The organism is Rhizobium sp. AB2/73 (genome assembly GCF_020871915.1).
Lineage (GTDB): Bacteria > Pseudomonadota > Alphaproteobacteria > Rhizobiales > Rhizobiaceae > Rhizobium > Rhizobium dioscoreae.
Window position 1 is genome coordinate 419218 of record NZ_CP067073.1, and the last position, 22971, is coordinate 442188.

18 protein-coding genes and 1 pseudogene are annotated in these 22971 nt (G+C 60.8%); 13 read left to right on the plus strand and 6 right to left on the minus strand.

Annotated elements, in window-relative coordinates; translation table 11 throughout:
• Window positions 1–7: 7 nt before the first annotated feature.
• The 4 genes from I8E17_RS27980 to I8E17_RS28000 form a co-directional block, all read right to left on the minus strand.
• On the minus strand, window positions 8–5176 hold the full coding sequence (locus tag I8E17_RS27980) for a YadA-like family protein (protein ID WP_229002260.1): 5169 nt from the start codon (window positions 5174–5176) through the stop codon (window positions 8–10).
• A gap of 101 nt (window positions 5177–5277) precedes the next feature.
• Window positions 5278–5697, minus strand: a complete 420-nt coding sequence (locus tag I8E17_RS27985; RefSeq protein WP_069614356.1) for a hypothetical protein — start codon at window positions 5695–5697, stop codon at window positions 5278–5280.
• Window positions 5698–6037: 340 nt separating this feature from the next.
• On the minus strand, window positions 6038–6922 hold the full coding sequence (locus I8E17_RS27990) for an AraC family transcriptional regulator (protein WP_113366066.1): 885 nt from the start codon (window positions 6920–6922) through the stop codon (window positions 6038–6040).
• Between the two features lie 972 nt (window positions 6923–7894).
• Window positions 7895–8650, minus strand: coding sequence for a GntR family transcriptional regulator (locus I8E17_RS28000; protein ID WP_069614445.1), 756 nt, complete (start codon window positions 8648–8650; stop codon window positions 7895–7897).
• Between the two features lie 130 nt (window positions 8651–8780).
• Here I8E17_RS28000 and I8E17_RS28005 point away from each other — a divergent pair, with 130 nt between their 5' ends.
• The 9 genes from I8E17_RS28005 to I8E17_RS28045 all read left to right on the plus strand — a co-directional run bounded on the left by I8E17_RS28005 (window position 8781) and on the right by I8E17_RS28045 (window position 18303).
• Entirely contained in the window at window positions 8781–10121 is a 1341-nt protein-coding gene (locus tag I8E17_RS28005; protein WP_113366065.1) for a M20/M25/M40 family metallo-hydrolase, read from the plus strand.
• Window positions 10115–11665 carry an ABC transporter substrate-binding protein gene (locus tag I8E17_RS28010; protein WP_113366064.1) on the plus strand — a complete coding sequence of 517 codons (1551 nt, stop codon included), beginning with the start codon at window positions 10115–10117 and terminating at the stop codon, window positions 11663–11665. Before I8E17_RS28005 ends, I8E17_RS28010 begins: the two co-directional genes overlap by 7 nt.
• Before the next feature lie 118 nt (window positions 11666–11783).
• On the plus strand, window positions 11784–12731 hold the full coding sequence (locus tag I8E17_RS28015; RefSeq protein ID WP_113366063.1) for an ABC transporter permease: 948 nt from the start codon (window positions 11784–11786) through the stop codon (window positions 12729–12731).
• Complete coding sequence (locus I8E17_RS28020; RefSeq protein WP_113366062.1) at window positions 12724–13554, plus strand: ABC transporter permease; 831 nt, start codon at window positions 12724–12726, stop codon at window positions 13552–13554. Before I8E17_RS28015 ends, I8E17_RS28020 begins: the two co-directional genes overlap by 8 nt.
• A gap of 1 nt (window position 13555) precedes the next feature.
• Window positions 13556–15208, plus strand: a complete 1653-nt coding sequence (locus I8E17_RS28025) for an ABC transporter ATP-binding protein (RefSeq protein ID WP_113366061.1) — start codon at window positions 13556–13558, stop codon at window positions 15206–15208.
• Window positions 15209–15220: 12 nt separating this feature from the next.
• Window positions 15221–16441 (plus strand): M20/M25/M40 family metallo-hydrolase, encoded by a 1221-nt coding sequence (locus I8E17_RS28030; RefSeq protein ID WP_113366060.1) that lies wholly within the window; start codon window positions 15221–15223, stop codon window positions 16439–16441.
• A 6-nt stretch (window positions 16442–16447) separates the two neighbouring features.
• Window positions 16448–17572, plus strand: a complete 1125-nt coding sequence (locus tag I8E17_RS28035; protein WP_113366059.1) for a Xaa-Pro peptidase family protein — start codon at window positions 16448–16450, stop codon at window positions 17570–17572.
• Window positions 17573–17680: 108 nt separating this feature from the next.
• The gene (locus I8E17_RS28040) at window positions 17681–18079 is read left to right on the plus strand and encodes a hypothetical protein (protein WP_229002282.1); all 399 of its coding nucleotides are present in this window, start codon (window positions 17681–17683) and stop codon (window positions 18077–18079) included.
• Window positions 18016–18303, plus strand: coding sequence for a DUF488 family protein (locus tag I8E17_RS28045; RefSeq protein ID WP_229002281.1), 288 nt, complete (start codon window positions 18016–18018; stop codon window positions 18301–18303). The genes I8E17_RS28040 and I8E17_RS28045 overlap by 64 nt, the downstream gene beginning before the upstream one ends.
• 61 nt (window positions 18304–18364) lie before the next feature.
• On the opposite strand, the gene I8E17_RS28050 is transcribed toward I8E17_RS28045, so the two are convergent.
• Both I8E17_RS28050 and I8E17_RS28055 read right to left on the minus strand, forming a co-directional pair.
• Entirely contained in the window at window positions 18365–19486 is a 1122-nt protein-coding gene (locus tag I8E17_RS28050) for an HPP family protein (protein ID WP_112723713.1), read from the minus strand.
• A 53-nt stretch (window positions 19487–19539) separates the two neighbouring features.
• A complete protein-coding gene (locus I8E17_RS28055; RefSeq protein WP_113366058.1) occupies window positions 19540–20445 on the minus strand; it encodes a LysR family transcriptional regulator in 906 nt (301 codons plus the stop codon).
• Window positions 20446–20559: 114 nt separating this feature from the next.
• On the opposite strand from I8E17_RS28055, the gene I8E17_RS28060 reads away from it, so the two are divergent.
• From I8E17_RS28060 to I8E17_RS28075, 4 genes and pseudogenes are all read left to right on the plus strand, one after another.
• Window positions 20560–21243 carry a 5-formyltetrahydrofolate cyclo-ligase gene (locus I8E17_RS28060; RefSeq protein ID WP_113366057.1) on the plus strand — a complete coding sequence of 228 codons (684 nt, stop codon included), beginning with the start codon at window positions 20560–20562 and terminating at the stop codon, window positions 21241–21243.
• 190 nt (window positions 21244–21433) lie between these two features.
• The gene (locus tag I8E17_RS28065; RefSeq protein ID WP_112723975.1) at window positions 21434–21751 is read left to right on the plus strand and encodes a hypothetical protein; all 318 of its coding nucleotides are present in this window, start codon (window positions 21434–21436) and stop codon (window positions 21749–21751) included.
• A 1-nt stretch (window position 21752) separates the two neighbouring features.
• Window positions 21753–21910, plus strand: a pseudogene (locus I8E17_RS28070) (proline racemase family protein); the annotation flags it as partial.
• A gap of 26 nt (window positions 21911–21936) precedes the next feature.
• Window positions 21937–22923 (plus strand): GlxA family transcriptional regulator, encoded by a 987-nt coding sequence (locus I8E17_RS28075; RefSeq protein ID WP_069614369.1) that lies wholly within the window; start codon window positions 21937–21939, stop codon window positions 22921–22923.
• Window positions 22924–22971 lie beyond the last annotated feature (48 nt).

A 22971-nucleotide genomic window follows, 5' to 3' on the forward strand; every position in this document is an offset into this window, starting at 1 on the left:
GACAGGCTCAATTCAGAGTGAAGCTGAGGCCAGCGCCGACACCCACCTGCCCGCCGGCTGCCGTACCGGACAAATTCGCCCGGACCCGGCCGTTCTCGCTGGTGTAGCCGGCACCGAAGGCCAAGGCACCCTCACCTCTCCAGACGCCGCCGCCGACTGCCACGCTTACCTTGCCGGGGCGATCGTCATAGCGAAGCGATGCCGCGGCAAGTCCAATCGCGGCCGCCTGTCTCGCTTCCGACCGTACGTCTCCAAGCTCTCGGTTCAGCTGCCCGAACTTCTGGTCCGTATAGTTATTGGCGGAAGCCAGCGTAGTGGCGGCGGCCGTGTCCGTGTAGGATTTGACCTGAGTGATGCTGTCACCCAATTGAGCGACGTTGACGGCATCCGTGGGAGCGACACCCTTGCCGACGTTGGAAATGACCACCGGCGCATTCACGTCACCGCCCTGCAGCGTGATGCTGTTCTTCTTGCTGCCATCGGGATTGAGGTCATAGGTGACGGCGTTCTTGGTGATCGTGCCGACACCCGTCTGCAGGCTGTCGATCGCCTGATTGGTCGCATAAAGCTGCGATCCGTTGATGGCGTCGGTACTGTCGGAAGAAATGCGGCCGGCGGCTACGTTCGTGATTGTTCTTTCAGCCCCTTGAGAACCCACACTCACCGTTCCGACAGGCGTGGTACCGGCGAAATCGTAGTGCTGACCCTGAATATCCGTGCCGGACGTGCCGACAGCAGCCTGTGTTGTGGAACCGGAGCCCAAAGCCACATCATTGGCATTGTTGGCCTGCGCGCCCTGACCGAGGGCAACCGCGCCCTGCCCTGTCGCCGTAGATCCAAGTCCTGCCGCCAGGCTGCTCACGCCGCTGGCGACACTCTGCGGACCGATCGCAACGCTATCCGTGCCGCTGGCGGTGGAATCGGCCAGCGTCGAGTTGGCGTGGAAATACTTGATGCCGCCGCCATTCATGATGTTGGTCAGTGAGTTATCGACCGCACCGAAGGCATCATAGACCGTGCTGTAGTTATTGCCCTGGATGTTGTAGGTCGGACCGGTGATCGATCCATCCGGATTCACCGTCGTGCCGCCGCCGATCAGGTTGGTAATGTTGGTGCCGAGACCCTTGAGCTGACTGACATTCACGGCGTCGGTGTCGGCCGAACCAGCAGCAAGGTTGGTCAGCTTGCGCTCCGAGCCGGCCGAGCCGATCGATACTTCGCCGACGGAGGTTTGCGGAGCCGTAAGGGCAAAGCCGGTGTAGCCGGTTTGAGCGCCCACGCTCGTCACGGATTGTGCGCCGAGAGCGACGCTGTTGATGTTGTTGGCTTGCGCGCCGGCACCGAGCGCGACAGACTGGATTCCTCCAGCCACCGAGTTCGTGCCGAGGGCCACGCCGTCGGCCAGCATGACATGGGCGTTCTGGCCGATCGCCGTGCCGCCGGGAGCAACCTGGTCGACGACTGCGCCATTGCCGATGCCGATGCCGTTGTCGCCGTTGACGACGGTCGTCGGGCCGACGGCCACCGACTCTGCACCGACAGCAAGGGAGTCGCCGGCGGCCGAGTTTGCATGGAAGTACTTGCTCGGCGTCGCAGCGACCGAAGCGATGGCACCCTGGAGCTGGCGAACCGTGACGGCATCCTGCGCGCTGCTACCATCGGCCACGTTGGTGATCTGGCGATAGGACGTGCTCGAACCGACCGAAACAGCCCCCAGCAGGGTCTTGTCTGTCGTGTTGTACTGGATGAAGTTCGTCGGACCCGCGGGCAACTGGCCGGTGGCCGGCGCCAGGGCGCGATCGGCAACCGATCCCGAACCAAGCGCCACGCCGCCGACGATGGTCGACTGGCTGTTCATGCCAAGCGCAAGAGCATTGTCGGCGGTCGAGGTGGCGTTATAGCCGACGGCGGTGGAGCCGACGCCCTGAGCCGAGGAGTCGCTGACGGCGAGCGTGCTGTCATTGGTGCGCACGTACCGGATGCCCTTACCGTTTGCGTCGGTATAGGTTGTCGATGTGTCGCCGGCGAGATTGTTGATCGTATTGCCAAGATTGGTCAGGTCGCCGCCGATCGTGGTGACCGTCGTATTGAGACTGTCGACCGCCTGGTTGGTGGCAAAGAGCTGCGAGCCGTTGACCGCATCGGTCGAACCGTTGTTGAGACGGCCCGCCGCGACATTGGTGATGGTGCGCTCGGCGCCGACGGCGCCAACGCTGACCGTCGAAGCCGGCGTCGTGCCAGCAAAGTTATAGGTATTGCCGCCGATCACCGTGCTGGCCGTGCCGACCGCGACGTCGGTCACCGAGCCTGAGCCGAGCGCTACGTCGCCGGCGTTGACGGCCGAAGAGAGAGCACCCAGCGCTAGCGCATTTTGAGCGCCGGCATTCGCTCCCAAGCCGAGAGCCGTTGCCTGAAAGCCGGTTGCAAGTGAGTTCTGGCCGATTGCGGTGCTTGACGTGGCCGTCGCATTGGCGTTGGGGCCGATGGCGGTGCTGTAGTCGCCTGTCGCCTTGGATATGAATCCCAATGCAGCTGAGTCTAGGCCGGAGGCGGTCGCATTCGTACCAGCCGCAATGGCATTCGTCCCCGCCGCGGTCGAGAGAGGTCCGATCGCAACCGAGTCCGGCCCCGTCGCCGACGAGTCCGCCTGCGTTGAGTTGGCATGGAAATACTTGATGCCGCCACCCGTCGTGATGTTGTTGATCGCAGTCGTGTTCAGGTCAACCTGCTGGTTGGTCGCAAAGAGCTGTGAGCCGTTGACGGCATCCGTCGAACCGTTGTTGAGCCTGCCCGCGGCGACATTGGTGATGGTGCGCTCGGCACCCGGCGCGCCCACACTCACTGTCGAGCTTGGTGCTGTACCGGCAAAATTATAGGTATTGCCGCCGATCACCGCGCTTGATGTGCCGACCGCTACATCAGTCACGGAGCCGGAACCAAGCGCCACGTCGCCGGAACTCGCCGCCGCCGTCGCGCCGTTACCCAAGGCGATATTGCCGACGAAACCGGAAGCGCCTGCGGTGGAGCCGTTGCCGAGCGCGACGGAGCCCTGGCCGATCGCCTTGTTGTTGTTGCCGATCGCGACCGCGCCGGCCGCCTGGTTGGCACTGGTGGCAGTCGCCGTGCCATCGCTGTTGGCGATGTTGTTGGCGCCGCCGGTGAAGGCGCCGGTGCCGCTGGCATAGCTCGGATCGCCGATCGCGACCGCGCCGTCGCCGTAAGCGCTATTGCCCGAACCGATAGCGACCGCCTTGCCGCCGTCAGCCACTGCGCCCGTGCCGATGGCGACGGAATCATCGCTGAGGGAGCCGGCGGCGGTGCCGATGGCGATCCCGTTCACGCCTTGTGATACCGCGCCTGCTCCGACTGCTGTCGAGCTTGCCCCTTGCGAGATGGCCGTCGTGCCGATGGCAACGGAGTCATCACCTGAGGCGGTGACTGAGCGGCCGCCCGCAAACGCACGGGCACCTGTAGCCTCGGCCGTGCTGCCGATCGCAGTTGCGTCGTTGGCCGCGGTCGTGCTGGTGCCCATGGCGATGCCGTTGTCTCCCGTGACACTGGCATTATAGCCGATCGAGGTCGTCTTGTTGCTGGCAACGCCGATACCGGCATTGGTGCCGATCGCGACGTTATCGTTGCCCGTTACCAGGTTACCCGCGGCTGCATTCACCGAAGCATCATAGGCAACGGTGCCATCCCCTGTGCCAAGTGCAACGTTGCGCGTTCCCGTAACGCCGGAGCCGGCGCCTCTCATGCTGCCGGCGACACCACCACCAATAGCGGTGTTCTGCGCGCCGCTCACGAGACCACCCGCCGCCGTACCCATGGCGACGGAATTGGCGTTGGCTGTCGTCGAACCGGACCCCGCGCCCTGGCCAACGGAAACCGAAGCCTGACCCGCGCCCACGGCGCCCGATCCGACCGCAATCGTGTAATCGCCCTGCGCCTGCGCCAGATTGCCGAGGGCGCTCGAAGCAAGGCCGGTCGCCTGCGCATTGCGGCCCACTGCCGCCGACTGATTTCCGCTTGCAATGGTTTCAGCGCCAAGCGCCGTCGCGTTTTGTCCGGAAGCATTGGCCGTGCTGCCGAGAGCCGTAGCGGCTGGCCCCGAAGCGGCGGCTTGCTTGCCAAGGGCAAGGGCGCTGTCCGCACTGGCGACGGAGGCCCAACCTCCGGCAAATGCATAACTGGCGGTAGCACCCGAGCTGACGCCGAGGGCGGTGGAGTTCCCTCCCGAAGCAGTGGAGAAGGTGCCCAGAGCGCTGGAGCCCGCCGCGTTAGCGGTGGCGTCCACACCGAGGGCGATCGAATTGACGTTGCTTGAAACCGTACCTTGGCCGATCGCAATCGCGCCGCCTGTACCCGTGGCCGACGCATTCAGGCCGAGAGCCACACCATATTGGGTCGACGAAATGGACTGGCGTCCTATCGCAATGGCGTCCTTTTGGGATGCTGTAACATCGGTGCCGATGGCGATGGCGCTTTCAGCAAGCGCTCCTGAACTAGCGACGGTGCGCGCACCGAGATAGACGCTGTTTATCTGAGTGGCTCTCGCTGCAAAGCCGGTTGCGACGGCATTCTGACCGCTGGCGGCAGCGCCGCTGCCTTGGGCGAGAGAATCCAATCCCGACGCAACAGTGTTGAAACCGAAAGCACTAGAGCGCAGCCCGCTTGCAGTGGTGAACGAACCGGTCGCCGTGCTAAAGTGCCCCGTCGCTTGAGCTCGAGAGCCTATCGACGTACTGGTTTGTCCCGTTGCGATGGCACCGTTGCCCATCGCAATCGCTTCAAAGGCAGTGAAGCCGGCTGGAGTCGCGATACCGGCGGCTCCGCTGGCGGTGGCACCGATGCCGATGGCGATCGGAGAGCCAGCTCCACTCGTCACGGACGCGTTGGCAGAAGTTCCGATGGCCACGGGACTGCCGCTGCCTGTGGCTTTGCTGTTTACGCCGATCGCCACCCCGCTGCCCGCCGTCGCGGTCCCACCGCCTGCCGAGTAGTCCTGACCGCTGGCGACCTGCGGGAGGGCGACGATGCCGATTGCCACCAGCGCCGCTGCCAAGGCCTCGCCGACGCCTAAAGCTGCCGTAAGCGAGCCACGAGCACCAAGTGCGCCAACTCCTATATCCTTGCGGCGCATACCAAGAACGCGAGACGCCATCCGCAGTACAGCCATCAGGCGACGCCGGAGCGAACGGTCCCTCGGATCAGCCGAAGCAAAGCTTTCAACAAACCCTGTACGAGATTTAGTCTGCAGATGTTCCCCAACGCCCTTGCTCATGCTGCCTTATCCTCGCTGTTGACTGGACGACTAGGCGCGTTTGAACCCACATCTGCGGCCGCGTCGTCATTGAAATTCCGCATGTCCAGAAGTGTTTGCCCCATCCTGGCGCTTTGACTTTCGAGCTGCTCGCGCAGGCTTTCGACCCACGGCTCCGTCGGCGCCGGGACGCTATGCAATGCAGCGTCGGCCCGATCGGGCGGAAGCTTCATCGCCACCAGGGCGCGGCAGACATCGAAATGAAATTGTGGCTCCCCTTCCCCATAGGCCGGAGAGGTCAAACCGAAGACCAGGCAGGCAAACAGATAATCGACTTCCGCGCCGGTCAGGCGGCTGGCATATCGGTCTTGCAAGGCAGTCCAGGCTACCTCGATCTTTGGAGCAAATATTTCAAATTCAGGGAATTGAATGTCCATAGAGCACCGGATGATTACCGTCCGGAAACATGGCCTTATTTCAGCACAACGGTATTTTAGAAAATTCCGGATTTTTTTTAGGAAATTACGGTTTTTTGCTTAGCCGGTTGCAGGTGTAACCGCTTTGCCACACTTAACCTAAAGCTGTTCCGCATGAAGAGGCGAATCGCCTGATGATCGGCGACAAACGGTTCTTTCCATTCCGAAAAATCTCTTCCGCCGCATGAGCAGAAAAGCCCGATGCCCACATGCACCTCTCGGTCAGCCCGCGGAATCATGGGTCACGGAATATTCGAATTGGCTTGGAACGAATCCGGGGCTTGCCTGCAAACCCAAGCGGCTATCGCATGTATCGAAGCTCCGTCGGCGTCCGCCCACGGTATCTCTTCATCGTGGTCGCCAGGTGGCTTTGATCCGAAAACCCTGTCATGTAGGCGATTTCCGCAATCGCGATCTCGCCTTCGGCGAGAAGCTTTTCCGCGAGATCCAGGCGCAGATTTATCAGATACCGGTGTGGGGGCATGCCAAAGGTCTTGGCGAACCTCACGATGAAATGGTTGGGCGAAATGCCAGCGACCGCCGCAAGTTCGGCGACGTGAACCTTTTCGGTGAAATGTTCGCGAAGATACTCTTCCACGCGTCGAGCGCTTTTCGCGGAGAGCCCTCCCCTGGGCGACGGAACCTGTCTCATATTGTTCGCATAGGTACGGAGAAGATGGGTACTGAACAGCGTAACCAATGAATCCAGATAGAGTTCATTCGGAGTTGCTTTCCCGGTTAGCTCGACGGAAATCCTCTGCGCTAGGCCGAGGGCGATAGGATCGACGGTTCCAAATGCTGGAGGTTCGAGTTCTGGGTCGGCAAGATCAAACTCCTGCAGCGCCAGCTCGGACAGAATTTGGGGAGGAATTGCGACAACTAGATTTTCCCTGGTTTCCGACCAGGCAAGAGTGCTGTCCACGCCGGCGGGATTGATGATGAGGCAACCGACGGGTGCGTCATACTGGGTGATCTTGTCGCTGCCGAGAGACGCTCGTAAGCCACGCATGGGAGCCAGTACGATCCCCATGGCATGTTCTTTGGCCAGGAACGTCTGTGATCCAGGCTCGCGAACGGAACTGATGACGCTCCCTTGTATGGTGGCCTTTCTCGGACCCGCACTTTCGGGAATTATGTCGAACACATATCGATCGGTGCGTTCCCGCACCTCACCCGCATAGTCCATTCTTCATCGCCCCGCCCGAACGAAATCATGCAACTGCCAACAAGCAGACGAGATCCCAATGTCATCCGAGATCTCATTAGTCCCAACACTACCCGCCGGATACCGCCGTAAACCAGCTTATAGCGCAAGATTAAATAGTATAATTTACTGAGTTGGGAAGGGGAGATATGAGGATGGTAAAGAAAGGATGACACGGTAAAAAAACGTCAATCTTTAGCGCGGACAAATATATCCACGCACTTCGATAGATGGTTGCCGTTGGGCTAAATCTTTGTTCACGTCGAAGTAGAAAAAACGATTGTGGAGCGGCTGTGACCGCTAAAGATCGGCTCGGTGCTTTTCATATAGATCCCAAGCGACGTCCACCATCGCTAGAAGAACATCCTTCTGATTCCATCCGGCTGCAGCCGCGGCCCGAACGATTTCACCAACTATAGGCTGCAATTGGCGTTGGCACTCGCTTGAAATGTCGTCAGCACCGTTTCCTACAGGTGGTTCACTAAATTTGAATTCTACCATTCTCACTCTCGCAGCCTTAATATATGTCAGCTATCACATTCCTAACATAAAATAAATCCGTAAGGATGCTCCGAGATTTTCATAGCCCGCACCTAGTCACACTATCGCTATGCTGTAATCAAGCCAAACTTCATTACAACCATTAACTCTATATCATTGAGCAACTCGCATGGTGAGCAGCAAGTGATACAAGCGGAACGGAAGTTATTCTGCCGCCCCGGCAAAGAGCTGAAAGACGCCGCGGCAAATCTCCGAAGCTGATCGGCAGACAGAAATCGCCCGGCGAAGAGGCCCGCGCCCTCAAAATCGCGAACATTGCGTATCATGGTCCTCAAACCGTGAACGAGCGCAGCCGGGCTTTCTGGATTTCGCATAGATGACAGGCGCGCCCGCGGCGGGATAATGCGGCGCGGTCTTTGGATTGCGGCGCTGGAGAGCTACGCCTTTCGCCCGCTATTGGACCTCATGCACATAGCGGTGGCTTCTGGTCGTCGCACGATGTTTTGCGACGAGAACCGGAACCGCGGATTGATCATAGGCCACTTCGTCGATCGTCAGCACGGCGCTGGGCATGCTCAACTGCAACAGCCGGCAATCCTCCTCCGTCGCCATATCGGCGGCAATCTGCTCTCTGACGGCGGAAATGCGAATCCCATAGCGATCGAGAAGGAAGAGATAAAGAAGGGAGGGGATCTCCTCCTTCTTATCGGGAAACTCCGGCAGCATGCTGGCCGAAAGTGCCATGACTTCATGCATGACCGGCTTGCCTCCGACGCTGCGCAGCCGGTGAATCGAGATGACTTCAGCCGCATCGTCAAGCCGCAGTCCTGCCCGCTCTTCTTCGTTCGCCGCACGGCGTTTCAGCGAAAGAATGTCGGATGTCGAGTTTTGCAGCGAACCATCGAGCCCATGCAGTCGAAAATACTGGAAGAAAAAGCGCAAGCTGTGCTGCGGGGTGCGGCCGGTGACCACCGTCCCCGTCTTGCGCCGGCGGCTGAGCAAGCCCTCGTTGGTCAGATCCTGCAGGGCACGCCTGATCGTGCCGACAGCAACTCCAAACTTTTGCGACAGCGCGATCTCGCTCGGCAGCACGGTCCCGGCCGGCCATTTGCCCATCATGATGGCTTCCGTGATCTGACGTTTCACGACCTCATAGAGCGGAACCGAGAGCTCGGATGCACGCGGCACATCTGCTGAAAATTTGGGCATTTCGCGCAATTATTTGCCTCTTATTTGGAGTTGACTCGAAGCGTGAGCGGCAGCATCATTACTATATAGTTTATATAAATACGAGTGCGGAACCTCCATGTGTTTCTGCGCGTCTTTTCGGAAATCGAGTATGCGCGATCAAATCTTGTCATCTTTCGAGGAGCCATTTGCAAGCGCCTTGAAAATCATTGAGGAGACCGTCGAAAGCGCTGTCGGCGACCTCGCGCGGATGGTCGCGATCGATACGTCTTTTCCGCCCGGAGACGGCTATCCCGCTTTTGCGGAGCTGATGTCGGGCCTGCTGGAACCCTTGGGCTTTCATTGCCGGGAGGTTACCGTGCCGGAAGAGCTGTGGCGGGTCAGCAATGGCCCTGCCCAAGGGGCGCGGGTTAATCTCATTGCTGAGCGATCCGGCAACAACCCGGTTTGCGGGCTGTACTACCACGTCGACACGGTTCCGGCCGCCCCTGCCTGGCAACAGGATCCGCTGTGTCTGCGCCGCGAAGGCGAACGCCTCTTCGGGCTTGGCGCTGCGGACATGAAAGGCACCATCGCGGCGACACTCCTTGCGCTGCGTGCCGCCGATGCTTGTGGGGTCGAGCTTGCCTACGATCCGATGCTGCTCCTCTGCACCGATGAGGAAGGCGGCCTCTATCCGGGAATCCGATATCTCGCCGAGCAGGGCATGCTCAAGGGACATATCGTCAATTTCAACGGTTCGGCCGCACCGCGCATATGGGCGGGCTGCTTCGGCGTCTTCAATCTTCAGATCACTATTCGCGGCCACGCGGTTCACGCGGGCGAAGGCAACCGCACCGGCTCGGGCATCAATGCCATCGACGGAGCGCTTCCTCTTCTGAATGCCTTGCACGCCTTGAAGCCGCAAGTGGCCGCCTTTGCATCCGCCTTGCCAGCGCCGCCACATGCGAGCGGAGCGCTGCGGCCACAGCTTTCCATCGCCGCCATCAATGGCGGTACGTCGGGGGGACAGGTTCCCGCGGAGCTGAAGATCCTCGTCAGCCGCCGTTACGCACCCGAGGAAAGTTACGAAACGGCAAAGGCTGAGATCGAAGAGCTCGTGCGCACCGCCATGGCAAAATCGCCCGAGCTGCGCGTCGAGATCGATCTTGTCGGCCATCTCATTCCGACCTCAGACCCGGACGGTCCGCATTGGCCGCGCTGGCAGAAGGCGCTCAGCCTCGGCTTCGGCTATCAGGATTCCGATTTCAGAAAATGGGGTGCCGCCAGCTGCTCCGATTTCGGCTACGTGCAGCGGACGGGTGCGATGCAGGAAGTCCTGCTCGGCGGCCTTGGACGTCCGGAGAGCTGCATCCATAGCGCCGACGAACATACGACGACCACGGATATCGTCGCGCTGGCGAAGAGCATCCTTGCCTATCTCGCCCGCGACTTTGAGACCGGCCTTATTCCAGAACACGCACCATCAAATAAGGGAACATCGCAATGCTGAAGCTGAATCGACGTCATTTCCTGGCGAGCACCGCCGCCATTCTGGCAACGCCTGCCATCGGCTTTGCTCAAGCCGCTGCGCCGGGCAAGGGCGGCACATTGCGCATTTCCGTCGATCAGGCCGCAAGCGTGATCCATCCGCTGCTGACGCGCGTCAATCCGGAATACATGGTCACCGAGCTGCTCTACAGCAATCTGACCCGACTGAAGGTCGATATGTCGGTCGAGCCGGATCTTGCCGAAAGCTGGAGCGCCAACGATGCACTGACGGAATGGACCTTCAAGCTGCGTAGCGGCGTCAAGTTCCACGACGGATCGCCGCTGACCGCAAACGATGTCGTCCAGAGCTTCAAGGCAATCCTCGATCCGAAGAACGCTTCGCCGGCACTCAACAATGTCGGCCCGATCGCCGATGTGATCGCAGCCGATCCGCTGACCGCCGTCTTCAAGCTTTCGACCCCTTACGCCGACTTTCCCGTGGCAACAGCCTATACGGTCGCGCGCATCATCCCGGCTTCCATCGCGACTGGCGACTTCAAGAAGCTGTCGACGACAGCCGTCGGCACCGGTCCGTTCAAGCTTGTCTCCTACGAACCCGACCGTCTGATCGTCGTCGAGCGCAATCCCGATTATTACGATCCGAAGCGTCCCTATCTCGATCGCGTCGAAATCCAGGTTTTCCCGGATACCTCGGCGCAGACCTCGGCCCTGCTTGCCGGCGATATCGACATCATTTCGACCGTGCAGCCGACCGAATATCTACGGATGAAGGATGCCCAAGGCGTCAATCCGCTGCGCGTGCCGTCGGGCCAGTTCTGCAACATCAATTTCGGCTGCGACACAAAGCCCTTCAACGATGCCCGCGTTCGGCGCGCGCTGGCCCTTACCGTCGACCGGCAGGCGATGGTCGATTTCGTCACCGAGGGATTCGGCACGCCGGGCAACGATACCGCCCTCAATTCCTCCTATCGCTTCTATGCCGACCTGCCGCTGCGCCAGGCCAATGTCGAAGAAGCCAAGAAGCTGCTGGCCGAGGCAGGCTATCCGAACGGTTTCGAGGCGACGCTGATTGCATCGGACAAGCCGAGCCAGCGCACCCAGCTCGCCGTCGCATTGCGCGAGATGGCGAAGGAAGCCGGCATCAACATCAACGTCCAGACGATGCCGCACGCGACCTATCTCGAGCAGGTGTGGAAGAAGGGCAGCTTCTATGTCGGCTTCTACAACATGCAGCCGACGGCGGATGCGATCTTCAAGCTGCTCTACACCTCCGATGCCGCTTGGAATGAAACGCGCTGGAACAATGGCGCCTTCGACAAGGTCGTCAACGAAGCCCGCGGCATCACCGACGAAGCCAAGCGCAAGGAGCTTTATGCCGAGGCGCAGAAGCTGATGAATGAGGACGTTCCTTCCATCATTCCGGTCTTCTTCGACGTTCTCGCGGCCAAGCGGGATTGGATCGCCGGTTTCGAGGTCCATCCGCGTGCTTCCGTCTTCCGTCTCGATTACGTCTCCTTGACCGACAAGGCGCCGAAGCGGAGCTAATAGCACCTGCGAGCTGAATGAGCGTCGCGAGGTCAACGACCTTCGCGACGCATCCCATAGCAAGAAGATCGGCGCTTATGTTGAAGCGACCGGTCGCTCCAACGCCAGGGAATGGCCCTTGTCACCGAACTATCTCCTGAAGCGGCTTTTGATGATCGTTTACACGCTCTTCATCGTGTCGCTCGTCGTCTTCGCGATCACCCAGGTCCTGCCGGCGGATGCCGCCGTGATGATGCTTGGAGAGAACGCCACCGACCAGGCGCTTGAGGCACTGCGCCAGCAGATGGGATTGAACGATCCCGTCTGGCTGCAATATCTGCATTGGCTGGGCGGCGTCCTGCATGGCGATTTCGGCCAGTCGCTGCGCACCGGCCAACCCGTCGGGCCGGCCATGCTTCAGGCGCTCGGCCGTTCGCTTCTACTCGCCGTGCTCTCCATCGCCTTGATGCTGGCGCTTGCCATACCGCTCGGTGTCCTCGCAGCGATCCGGCGCGGCAAGCTCGCCGACATGATCGTCAGCCTCATCTCCTATGCCGGCGTATCGCTGCCGGAATTCGTGACGGCGACGCTTGCGGTGCTCTTTGTCGCCGATTGGGCGAAGCTTTTGCCGCCAACGGGCTATGTGCCATTGACCGAGAATTTTCTCGGCGGCCTTGCCCATCTGCTACTGCCGGTTTGCGTGGTGTCGATCATCCTTATCGCGCATGTCTCCCGCATGGTGCGTTCCGAACTCGTGGACGTGCTGCATACCGATTATATCCGCGCGGCGCGGCTGAAGGGTCTTTCCACGTCAAGGGTGCTGTTCGGTCATGCGCTGCGCAACGCCCTGCTGCCGACCATTACCGTCGTCGCGCTCGATGTCGGCTATCTCCTCGGCGGCATCATCGTCGTCGAGGAAATCTTCGCGCTTCCCGGCATCGGCAGGCAATTGATCGTCGCGATCCAGACGCGCGACCTTCCCGCGATCCAGGCCGGCGTGCTGCTCATGGCGGCAACCTATTCCATCGTCAATTTCGCCGCCGACATTCTCTACGCATGGCTCGACAAGAGGATCCAGTATGATTGAGCTTCTCAAACGGCTGCTGCGCACGCCGCAGGGCGCGGTCGGCCTTTTCCTGGTCGTCCTCGTCTTCATCGTCGTCGTCTTCGGTCCCTGGCTTGCTCCACGCGATCCGGAAGCCATGTCGATCCTTGCCCGTTATAAGGGCCCGAGCGCGAATTTCCTTCTCGGCACCGACCAATACGGCCGCGATATCTTGAGCCGCCTGCTGATCGGTGCGCGCTCGACCGTGACGATGGCGGTCTTCGCCACGCTTGCCGGCACGCTTGCCGGAGCCCTCATCGGAACGGTATCCGCCTTCCTGGGCGGCCGCGCCGACGAATTCATCATGCGCACCATCGACGCGATCATGGCAATCCCGAACCTTCTGTTCGCGCTGCTGATCGTCAATCTGCTCGGGTCCAGCAGCATCAATGCGCTGGTCGCCGTCGCCGTCGCCTTCGCGCCGGGCATGGCGCGCATCACTCGCAGCGTAGCCCTTGCCGTGCGCAAGCAGGACTATGTGAGCGCGGCGATCGCCCGCGGCGAAAGCTCGCGTTACATCATCCTGCGCGAGATGCTGCCGAATGTCGTCGCGCCCATCGTGGTGGAAACGACGATCCGCGTTTCCTTCGCCGTCATGCTGTTCGCGACACTGAGCTTCCTTGGTCTGGGCGCCCAGCCGCCCGCCACCGAATGGGGGCTGATGGTCTCGGAGGCGAGACAATACATGCACCTCAGCGCCGGCATCCTGATCTGGCCGAGCCTCGCCATCGCCATTGTCGCCATCGGCTTCAACCTTCTCGGCGACGGCCTGCGCGATGCGCTCAACCCGCGCACCGGAGGCTGAGATGACAGAAACGGCAAGCAATATCGTCCTACAGGTCCGCAATTATTCGCTCGACTATCTGACGGCGGGCGGCGTGTTTCATGCGCTCAAGAATATCGATCTCCAAGTCGGTGCCGGCGAGATTCTCGGCCTTGTCGGCGAGTCCGGCTCCGGCAAGACCTCGATGGCGTGGTCGATCATGCGCTACCTTCCGGCAAATGCCCGTGAGGCCGGTGGCGACATCCGGCTTCGCGGCGAGGATTTGACGGCAAAGTCGCCGGCCGAGGTCAATCGCATGCGGGGCAAGCGGATCAGCATGGTGTTCCAGGACCCCGGCACCTCGCTCAACCCGACCCTCTCGCTCGGCACGCAGCTCACGGAAACGCTGAGGCGCCATCGCGGCCTGAGCGCAAGGCAGGCCTGGAGCGAGGGCGAAGCCATGCTGCATCGCGTCGGCCTTAAAAGCCCCGCTGACATGATGAAGCGCATGCCGCACGAGGCATCCGGCGGCGAGAAGCAGCGCGTGGTTATCGCCACCGCCTTTGCCTGCAATCCGGAATGCATCATCTTCGACGAGCCCACGACGGCGCTCGACGTCATCACCTCCCGTCAGATCCTCGACCTCTTCCTCGACCTGCAGGCCGAAACCGGCGTCGCCTCGCTCTATATCTCGCATGATCTCGCCTTGCTGTCGCGCACCGCGAAACGGGTCGCCGTCATCCGGCGCGGCGAAATCGTCGAGCAGGGAGCGGTCGACGCGATCTTCAATGCGCCGCAGCATGATTATACGCGCCAGCTGACTGCCGCGGTGCCGCGGCCGAGCGACCGCCGGACGCAGACACGCCCGTCCTATCAGGACCAGCCCCTAATGAAGGTCGAGAATGTCAGCGTGCATTACGGCCGCAAGCCGTTCCTGTCGGCGCTGACCGGCCGGTCCTTCGAGCGCTTCGCGGGCAATCGTGCCGTCAGCCTCAGCGTGCAGCCGGGAGAGATCCTCGGCATCGTCGGGGAATCAGGCTCCGGCAAATCGACGCTTGCCAAGGCAATGACCGGGCTCAATCCCTTCGAAGGCCGGATGACCTTCGCCGGGCGCACGATTTCAGGCCTTGCCGACATGGACAAATCCTATCGAAAGAATGTCCAGATGATCTTCCAGCATCCGGATGCCTCGCTCAATCCGCGCCAGAAAATCCGCGAAATCCTGGCGCGGCCGCTGAAGCTCTATGGCGAAGGCGAGAATGGGGCCATCGCGCAACGGATCGGCGACATGCTTGAGCAGGTGCGCCTGCCGCGTACCCATGCCGATCGCTATCCACATCAGCTCTCCGGCGGCGAAAAGCAGCGCGTCGCCATCGCGCGCGCCTTCGCATCCAGACCAAAGCTGGTGATCTGCGATGAGATCACCTCCGCGCTCGACGTCTCGGTGCAGGCCTCCATCATCGAGCTGCTGCTGGAACTGCATCGCGAGCATTCCACCGCCTTCCTCTTCATCACCCACGACCTCAACCTCGTTCGTCAGATCGCCCACCGCATCGCGGTGATGTATCGCGGCGATCTCCTCGAAGTCGTGCCGACGGATGACATCACCAGCCCCGAGCGGGCCGACTATACGCGCCGGCTGCTTGCCGCGGTCCCGACGCCTGTCGGCGCCGCACCTACAGAACGAGACTTCTAAGGAGCATTACAAATGGACCCGAAATCGCTCATCGGAACAATCGATGAGAAGAGCTGCCTCGACTTCCTGTCGATGATGGTTCGCCAGAAGAGCCATTCCCAGACCGAAGGCGAACGCGAGCTTGCGCGCATCATGGCGCGCCAGATGGAGGCGATCGGACTTCAGTCCGAACTGCAACCCTTCGATAATGGCGAGCGCTTCAATGCGATCGGACGCCTGAAGGGAACCGGCGGTGGAAAGAGCCTGCTCTTCAACGGCCATCTCGATACAAACCCGGTTACCGAGGGCTGGACCGTCGATCCCTGGGGCGGCCTCGTCGACGACAAATTCATCTACGGTATCGGCGTCTCCAACATGAAAGCGGGAGATGCCGCCTACTTCTGCGCGGTCAAGACCTTGCTCGACGCCGGCGTCAAGCTGAAGGGCGATGTGATCCTGACCTATGTCGTCGGCGAACTTCAGGGCGGCGTGGGCACGCTCGCAGCCATCCGCGGCGGCGTTAAGGCCGACTATTTCATCAACAGCGAGCCGAGCGATCTTGCTGCCGTGACGATGCATGCCGCCGCGCTGAGCTTCGTGATCGAGCTGACCGGCGACACGCGGCACCTGTCCAAACGCGAACAATCGGTCGACGCCATCGCCGCCGCCTGCGATCTCATCCCGCGTATCAACGCCATGACCTTCAGCGGCGCGAGAAGCGAAGTGCACCGCTCGATCAATCGCGGCCATGTCGGTGTCGTCCATGGTGCGCTCGGGCGTGAGCTGGAGGAATGGCGCCCGCCGCAGGTCGCCGATTTCGTCCGCATCCGAGGTTCGGCCCGCTATGCGCCCGGCCAGACGCAGGAAGGCGTGCTTGCCGATCTCACCGCGGAATTGGTCGCGCTCGAAAAGCGCTTTCCCGGGCTGAAAGCCAAGCTGGTGCCTGAGATGATCGAAGGCCGTCCCCTGATGCCTCCTTTCGAAGTCTCGCCGACCTCACGCATCGTGACCTCGATCAACGCCGCCTATGAGACCGTCCGCGGCGAGACGCAGCCGACGGGCGCCATTACGCCCACGCGTTTTTACGGAACGGACGCCGGCCATCTCTACCATGAGCTCGGCATGGAAGGCATCGTCTGCGGACCAGGCGGCCGGTACAACACCATGCCGGACGAACGCGTCGACATCGTCGACTATCTCGACATGATCCGGGTCTACATGCTCACCATTCTCGACATTTGCGAGGCTGCCTGAGGCCGCATGTTTCCTCGTGACGAATATGATTGGCGTATCGCCAAGGCACATGCCGCCATGGACGCCGCCGCTGTCGATCTGCTCCTGATCGACAGCGGTGAGCTCCTTGCTTGGCTTACCGGTTATACCGTTTCGGAAACCATGTACCGCGCCGCCTTTCTCCCGCGACACGGTGCGCCCTGGTTCGTCCTGCGCGAGCTCGACGAAGCGCCGTGCAGGGAAAAAACCTGGATTTCCGATATCATCGGGTTCGCCGATACGACCAATCCGCACGAAGCGATCGCCACCAGCATCCATGCTCGAGGTTTCGCCAGCGCCCGCATCGGCGCCGACTTCGCCGCCTATAGCTTCAGCGCCGATACGGCGGCCAAGCTTGGGGCGCACCTGCCCCAAGCGCAATTCGTCGCTCTTCCCGGCATCAGCGACAGTCTGCGATGGGTCAAATCGGCTCGCGAAATTGCCGTTCTGACGCAAGCGGCCGGCATCGCCGACAGGGCCATGCTGGCGATAGCGCAGAATACGCGGGCCGGCTCTTCGACCCGTACGGCTGCGGCGACCGCGGCGGCCACCTTCCTGCTTGAAGGTGCTGATAGCGGCGAGACCGGTCCGATCGTCAAGGCCAGCGGCGACCACCAATTCCTGCACGGCTCTTTCAAGAGTGAATTGCTTGACGCAGGCGATATTTTGCACGTGGAGCTTATTCCGCGTGTGGGCGGCTATGGTGCCCGTCTCATGCGGCCGATCGTCATCGGCAGTGCATCGGCAAGGCTTCAGGATATCGCCTCGCGCATCATCGCATTGCAGGACCGGCAGATCGAAGCCATGAAGCCGGGCGTTCCTGCCTGCGAGGTGGATGCTGTTGTCCGTCAGGGCCTCATGTCGTCAGGACTGAGACAGCGTTACGACAATGTAACGGCCTATACGCTTGGTCTCTATACCCGCACGCCGCGCACCAGCGATTTCTCCCGGGTCTTTCTGCCGGATGCGGATTGGACGCTGGAGGAAGGCATGGTTTTCCATGTCTATACGACAGCCGCCAGGCTTGGATTCAGCGAGACGGTGGTTGTTACGCCGGAGGGCGGAAGACGGCTGACGATGACGCCACGCCATCTCCTCTGTTTGGCTAAATAACATCTGGCCAACACGCGAAAGGCCTATGCGCGGTGAGATTTTAGCCGAGCGCCTGGCAAGAGCATGTGTTGCCGCCATGCCGGCGGCGGCCTTGTTTCTATTGGAGGGATGGTTTCCAAGCGACATGGTCAGGACCGTATCGTAGACAAGCATCCCGCACTGCGACACGTAAGGGGCGAAATCGCCGCTCTCCATGTACATGTCGAGACGAAGAAATTGGCCGGCATGATGCGCCACGGCGATGGCATCGAGCCGCAGGATCGCGGCAAGATCGTCGGCGCGAAATCCTTCGCGATCCGCGCCGATCTCCCGATTATCGGCCGGGCTTCCGCAGATGGATGCTATCATTGGCAAGGGGCAGCCGCCCCGCAAAGGCGATGGACATGCCACTACACATCAAACGAATTTACGAACCCGCTGACGACGGCGACGGCAAGCGCATCCTGGTCGACCGTCTATGGCCTCGCGGCGTCAGCAAGAACGACGCTCATATTGACGCCTGGCTGAAAGACCTTGCGCCAAGCGCTGAGCTGCGACGCTGGTTCGGTCACGATCCCCAAAAATGGGATGAGTTTCGCCGGCGCTACCAGGATGAACTCGAGAAGAATTCGAAGGCCGTAAAAGAGCTTAGAGAGCAAATCGGACAATCGACTGCCACGCTTCTTTATGGTGCGACAGACACCGAGCACAATAACGCTGTCGTGCTCATGGACTTCCTCACCAATCGGTAGATCATTGACCGGCATTGCCATCGCCCGAAGATGGAAGTATGTCGGAACCTCCGCGCGGATTTCAGGCGACGACCTGAGCCGGGGCATCGCGGGTCGGCAGAAGTCGCGCCATCGCGCTCAACAAATCCGTCTGCGATATCAGACCAAGAACGCGCCGATCGGCATCAATGACGATGACCGCGTGTGTGCGTCCGTCCGTCAGAACAGGCAGGAGCGAAAGAGCAGGATCGGTCGCATCGGCGACAGCCGGCTTTGATATGGCGTGCGCGATGGCGTCGAGGCCGCCGGAGAGCTCGCGCAAACCGACCGTACCGATCAGACGGCCCTCCCGATCCTTGACAGGCAATGTTCGAATATTGTGCTTCAGCAGAAGATGTCTCGCGTGATCCGGCTCGGCATCCTCGCCAATGGCGATGACATCGCGCGACATGATGTCGGCGCAGCTTATATCTCCATGCGATCGCACCGCTGCCTGCAGTTCGACCTGCCGCAAGAGGCGGCTGAGGTCAGCGCGATCGATATCGAAGGTCTCGTCCAGCACGCCCAGGGCGGCATCGACATCTTCTTCTCGAAAGCCCACCCGCAAGGGCGGCGGAAGATCACGTGTCTGATGGAAATTCTCGGCAGGCTTTGCGGCGACATGCGGATAATTGCGCCTGGAAAGCTTGTGAAACATAAGTCCGAGGCCGACGAGTATGCAGGAATTCAAGGCAACCGGCACGAACGGAAACAGGAAGCCCCAGCCCGCGACGACCGGGCCGCCGAGAACGGCGGTCAAGGCGGCAGCACCGCCTGGCGGATGCAGGCATCGCGTAAATGACATCGCTCCGATCGCAAGCGAGACGCCGACCCCAATCGCGATGATCGGATCGTGGATGAGATAGGCGGCGATGATACCCATCATGGCTGAAATGGTGTTGCCGCCGATGATCGACCAAGGCTGGGCAAGCGGGCTTGCCGGAACCGCGAAAAGCAGCACCGCGGATGCTCCCATCGGCGCGACGATGAGCGGAAGATGCGGCCCCTGACCGAAGAGATAGCCGCTGATCACGCCGGTAAGGCCGATGCCGATCAAGGCACCGAGGCACGCGATCAGCCGTTCGCGCAAGGTGGCTCCGGCCAGGATCGGGGAAAACAGGCGGAACCGGCTGGACGCCGCCTTATGGGATTCTGGATGCTGCATGATGAAACCAGTATTAGAGAAGGGCATTCCTTGGATGAACGGCGGGACGCCGGCTAGTTCAGCGCTAGCGGCAGGCTCTTGCCCTTGGTGGCGCCAAGGACCTCATGAAACGCATCGAGCGAACTCGGGCGGCCATTCTTGCGCGAGATAAGGATCGTGTCGACGATGGCGAGCTGGTGCGTCACCGATGTCGCCGGCCAGTGCATGAGATCGAGAACCGATCTTGGCATGACACCGGCTGCGTTGCCGGTCGCCACACTGGCCAGAATCGCATGATAGGAGCCAAGTTCGATCGTTGGCAGAGAGCTCGACCTGCGCGCCCAGCCTTCAGCAATCCCGCGATAAGTGCATCCTGGCTCAAGGGCAGCAATCGAACCGACGCGCAAATCGGCAGCCGACCGGATCGGCGGATGCCCGGATGGCAGCAGGAGCAGCAGATCCTCCACAAATACCGGTTCGGCTTCGAGCTGCTTGAGTTCAGCCGCGAAACTTGGATCTTCATCCAGCATTGCCTTTGGCGGCCGGGCGATCAGCGCGCAGTCCAGAACATCGCGCAGAACATCTTGAGCAAGATCGCGGGAGGCGCCAAGCGTCAGCTTGAGCGATACATCCGGCCACATTTGGTTGAACCGGCTGAGCGCCGCGGGCAGCCGGCTTGCCGCCGTGCTTTCCATCGTCCCCAGACGCAACGTGCCCGTCGGGCGCTGGGGCCTGACCGCCTGACGCGCCTCGAGCGCAAGCGCGGCGAGCCGATTGGCATAGCAGTAAAATGTCTCGCCTTCTTTCGTCAGGGTCATCTTCTTGCCGTCGCGGCTGAAGAGCAGGACGCCCAGATCGTCTTCCAACTGCTGAATGCGCGTCGTCACGTTCGACGGCACGCGCCCCACCGCCTTCGCGGCCTTGGTCACGCTGCGGTCACTGGCCACGGCAAGGAAGATCTCGATTGATGAGAGGTCCAATTAAAAGATCTCGATTCAGGAATTAAGTTACCTTATCATTCCCTATATAAAAATCATTGGCGCAGCTCAAGCATGTTTCGGTATCGAGCCAGGGAATGGAGTTCTGACGGGCGGATGGCAAAACCAGATCGACGTGAAACCGACGAGGCAATCCGCGAATACGCGTCGCCTGCCTGCATGTTGCACGAGGTCGACCCAGCCTATAGCGGCATTTCACCCAACGAGAACCGGATCTCGGATATTTTCGCGTGGCGAAGGGCCGAGCGGCAAAGGCTGATCGGCGAGCGAAAGGCGCTGCCAATCGCAAAGCGTGAAGAATATACAGGCGTGATCGCCACCTATCTCGATCAGATTGTCACCGATATCGACGGCAAATATATCAGCCTGTTCTGGCCCTTCTCGGGAGAGCCGGACTTGAGAGGATGGATGGCGTCCTTGACGGCACGCGGCGCGAATTGCCTGTTGCCGGTTGTTGTCGCCAAGGCAGAACCCTTGATATTCCGATCATGGAAAACGGGAGAGCGGCTTGAACGCGGGGTATGGAACATTCCCGTGCCGGCAGAGGGCAGGCAAGCGGTTCCCGATATCGTCATCGCGCCCCTGGTCGGCTTCGATGCAGCCTGCTACCGGCTTGGTTATGGAGGCGGATTTTTCGACAGAACCCTCGCGGCCCTCGAGCGCAAGCCTTTGGTCATCGGCGTCGGCTTCGAATCGCAGAGGATCGATACCATCCGTCCGCTCGCTCATGACATTCCGATGGACGTGATCGTCACGCAGGCGGGACTGCGCTATCGATGAACTCAAAGCCCTTTTCCTGCCCGGCATTAAGCCTGCCAATTCCGACGGATGCTGAACGGAGCGGCAGATCGCCGCACAAACGGGCAGCAGTCTACACCTGAGCTCCGATATACCCGGCCGGATTAACGCCGGCGCCTATTGGCACATGAATTGCGTCTTTACGATTGATCCATCGGAAGAGACGATATTCATGCTGTCCATTCTCCTGCCGCTACTTTTGAGCATCTCCCTCGGCTTGAGCTGGAACAGGTTTCTGCTGACCTTCGCAAGCCGCGGTGACAGTCTTCAAAACCAGATGCCGGTTACGATGGTCGCGGCGGCAGTCAGCCTGACGGCCCTTGCATTGTCCTTTGCCGATAAGGGGCCGTTACTGGGAAGTGCCATCGTCTTGCTCGGCCTGCTGCTCGCGGCCATCAGCAAGAGCCTTTCCCACCCCGCTGCCATTGTGGCGCTTTCCGCCGTCAGCCTTGCGGCCTATCTCCAGTTTACGGGGTACCACTGCCACTGATATCGGCACGGTATTCGAAGCATACATCGAGTCCGACGTTGAAATCGGAGGTTTCCGCGACATCGGGCCCAGCGTCGGGGGCTGGGCGCGGACCATCGGCCGTAATACGATCTTCGTCGACGATCGAGATCCTTTGGCCTAGGTTTCCAGATCAAATAGAAGAGGCCTGTCCGTCGAGGCATTGCATGAAATCCGTCAAACAAGAAGCTAAGCACGATCCCTTGAAGGTCGGATTCATCCTCGCGCGATCATTTACGCTTTCCGCCTTCGCTCTATTCGTGGATACGCTGAGATTGGCGAGCGACGAAGCCGATAAATCGGGCAGAGTGCTGGCCGATTGGCAGGTATTGGGTAGCACCCGGCATCTCATCACATCGAGCTGCGGTGTTCAGGTCGCACCGACGTCGGACTTTATCGACCCGAAGGAATTCCATTACATTGTCGTCGTCGGCGGACTTTTGAACACGGACATCACGATTGACAATCAGACCGCCGATTATCTGAAGAAGGCCGCGGCTCAGAAGATCCCGCTGATCGGGGTCTGCACCGGCACGTTCATCTTGGCACGCCTTGGCTTGATGAAAACACACCAGACCTGCGTCAGCTGGCTGCATTATCAGGCCTACCGGGAGCAATTCCCCGAAAACCCCGTTCGCTCCGATCGCCTGTTCAATCTCGACCGGAGCCGCGGATCATGCGCCGGCGGAAGCAGCGCCGCCGATATGGCCGCCTTTCTTGTCAGACGGCACATCAGCCGGGACGCCGAGCGAAACGCGCTTGAAGTGCTGCAGATCGAGCGCGCCCGATCCGGGCTGGATATCCAGCCGCGCAAGCCGCTCGCGATCGAATGCCAGGACCCACGCCTGAAGGCCGTGCTGATTACCATGGAGAGCCATATAGAGGACGTGGTGCCGACCGAAGATCTCGCCGCATCTGTCGGACTGTCCCGGCGGCAGCTTGAACGTCTGTTCACCGAGGAAATGAAAACCTCTCCCGGAGCCGTCTACACCCGTATTCGCATGGAACGGGCCAAGCAGCTGGTTCTCCAGACAGAGGCTCCGCTCATTGAAATCGCACTGGAGGTCGGCTTCGACAGCGCGTCCCATTTTGCGAGGCTCTTTCGCCGGCTCTACGGACAATCTCCCACGGAGTTACGGCGCGCGAATGCCTGAAGCAGCCGTCGAAACGTGGCGTGACAATGGCCGCCAGCTCCACCAAGG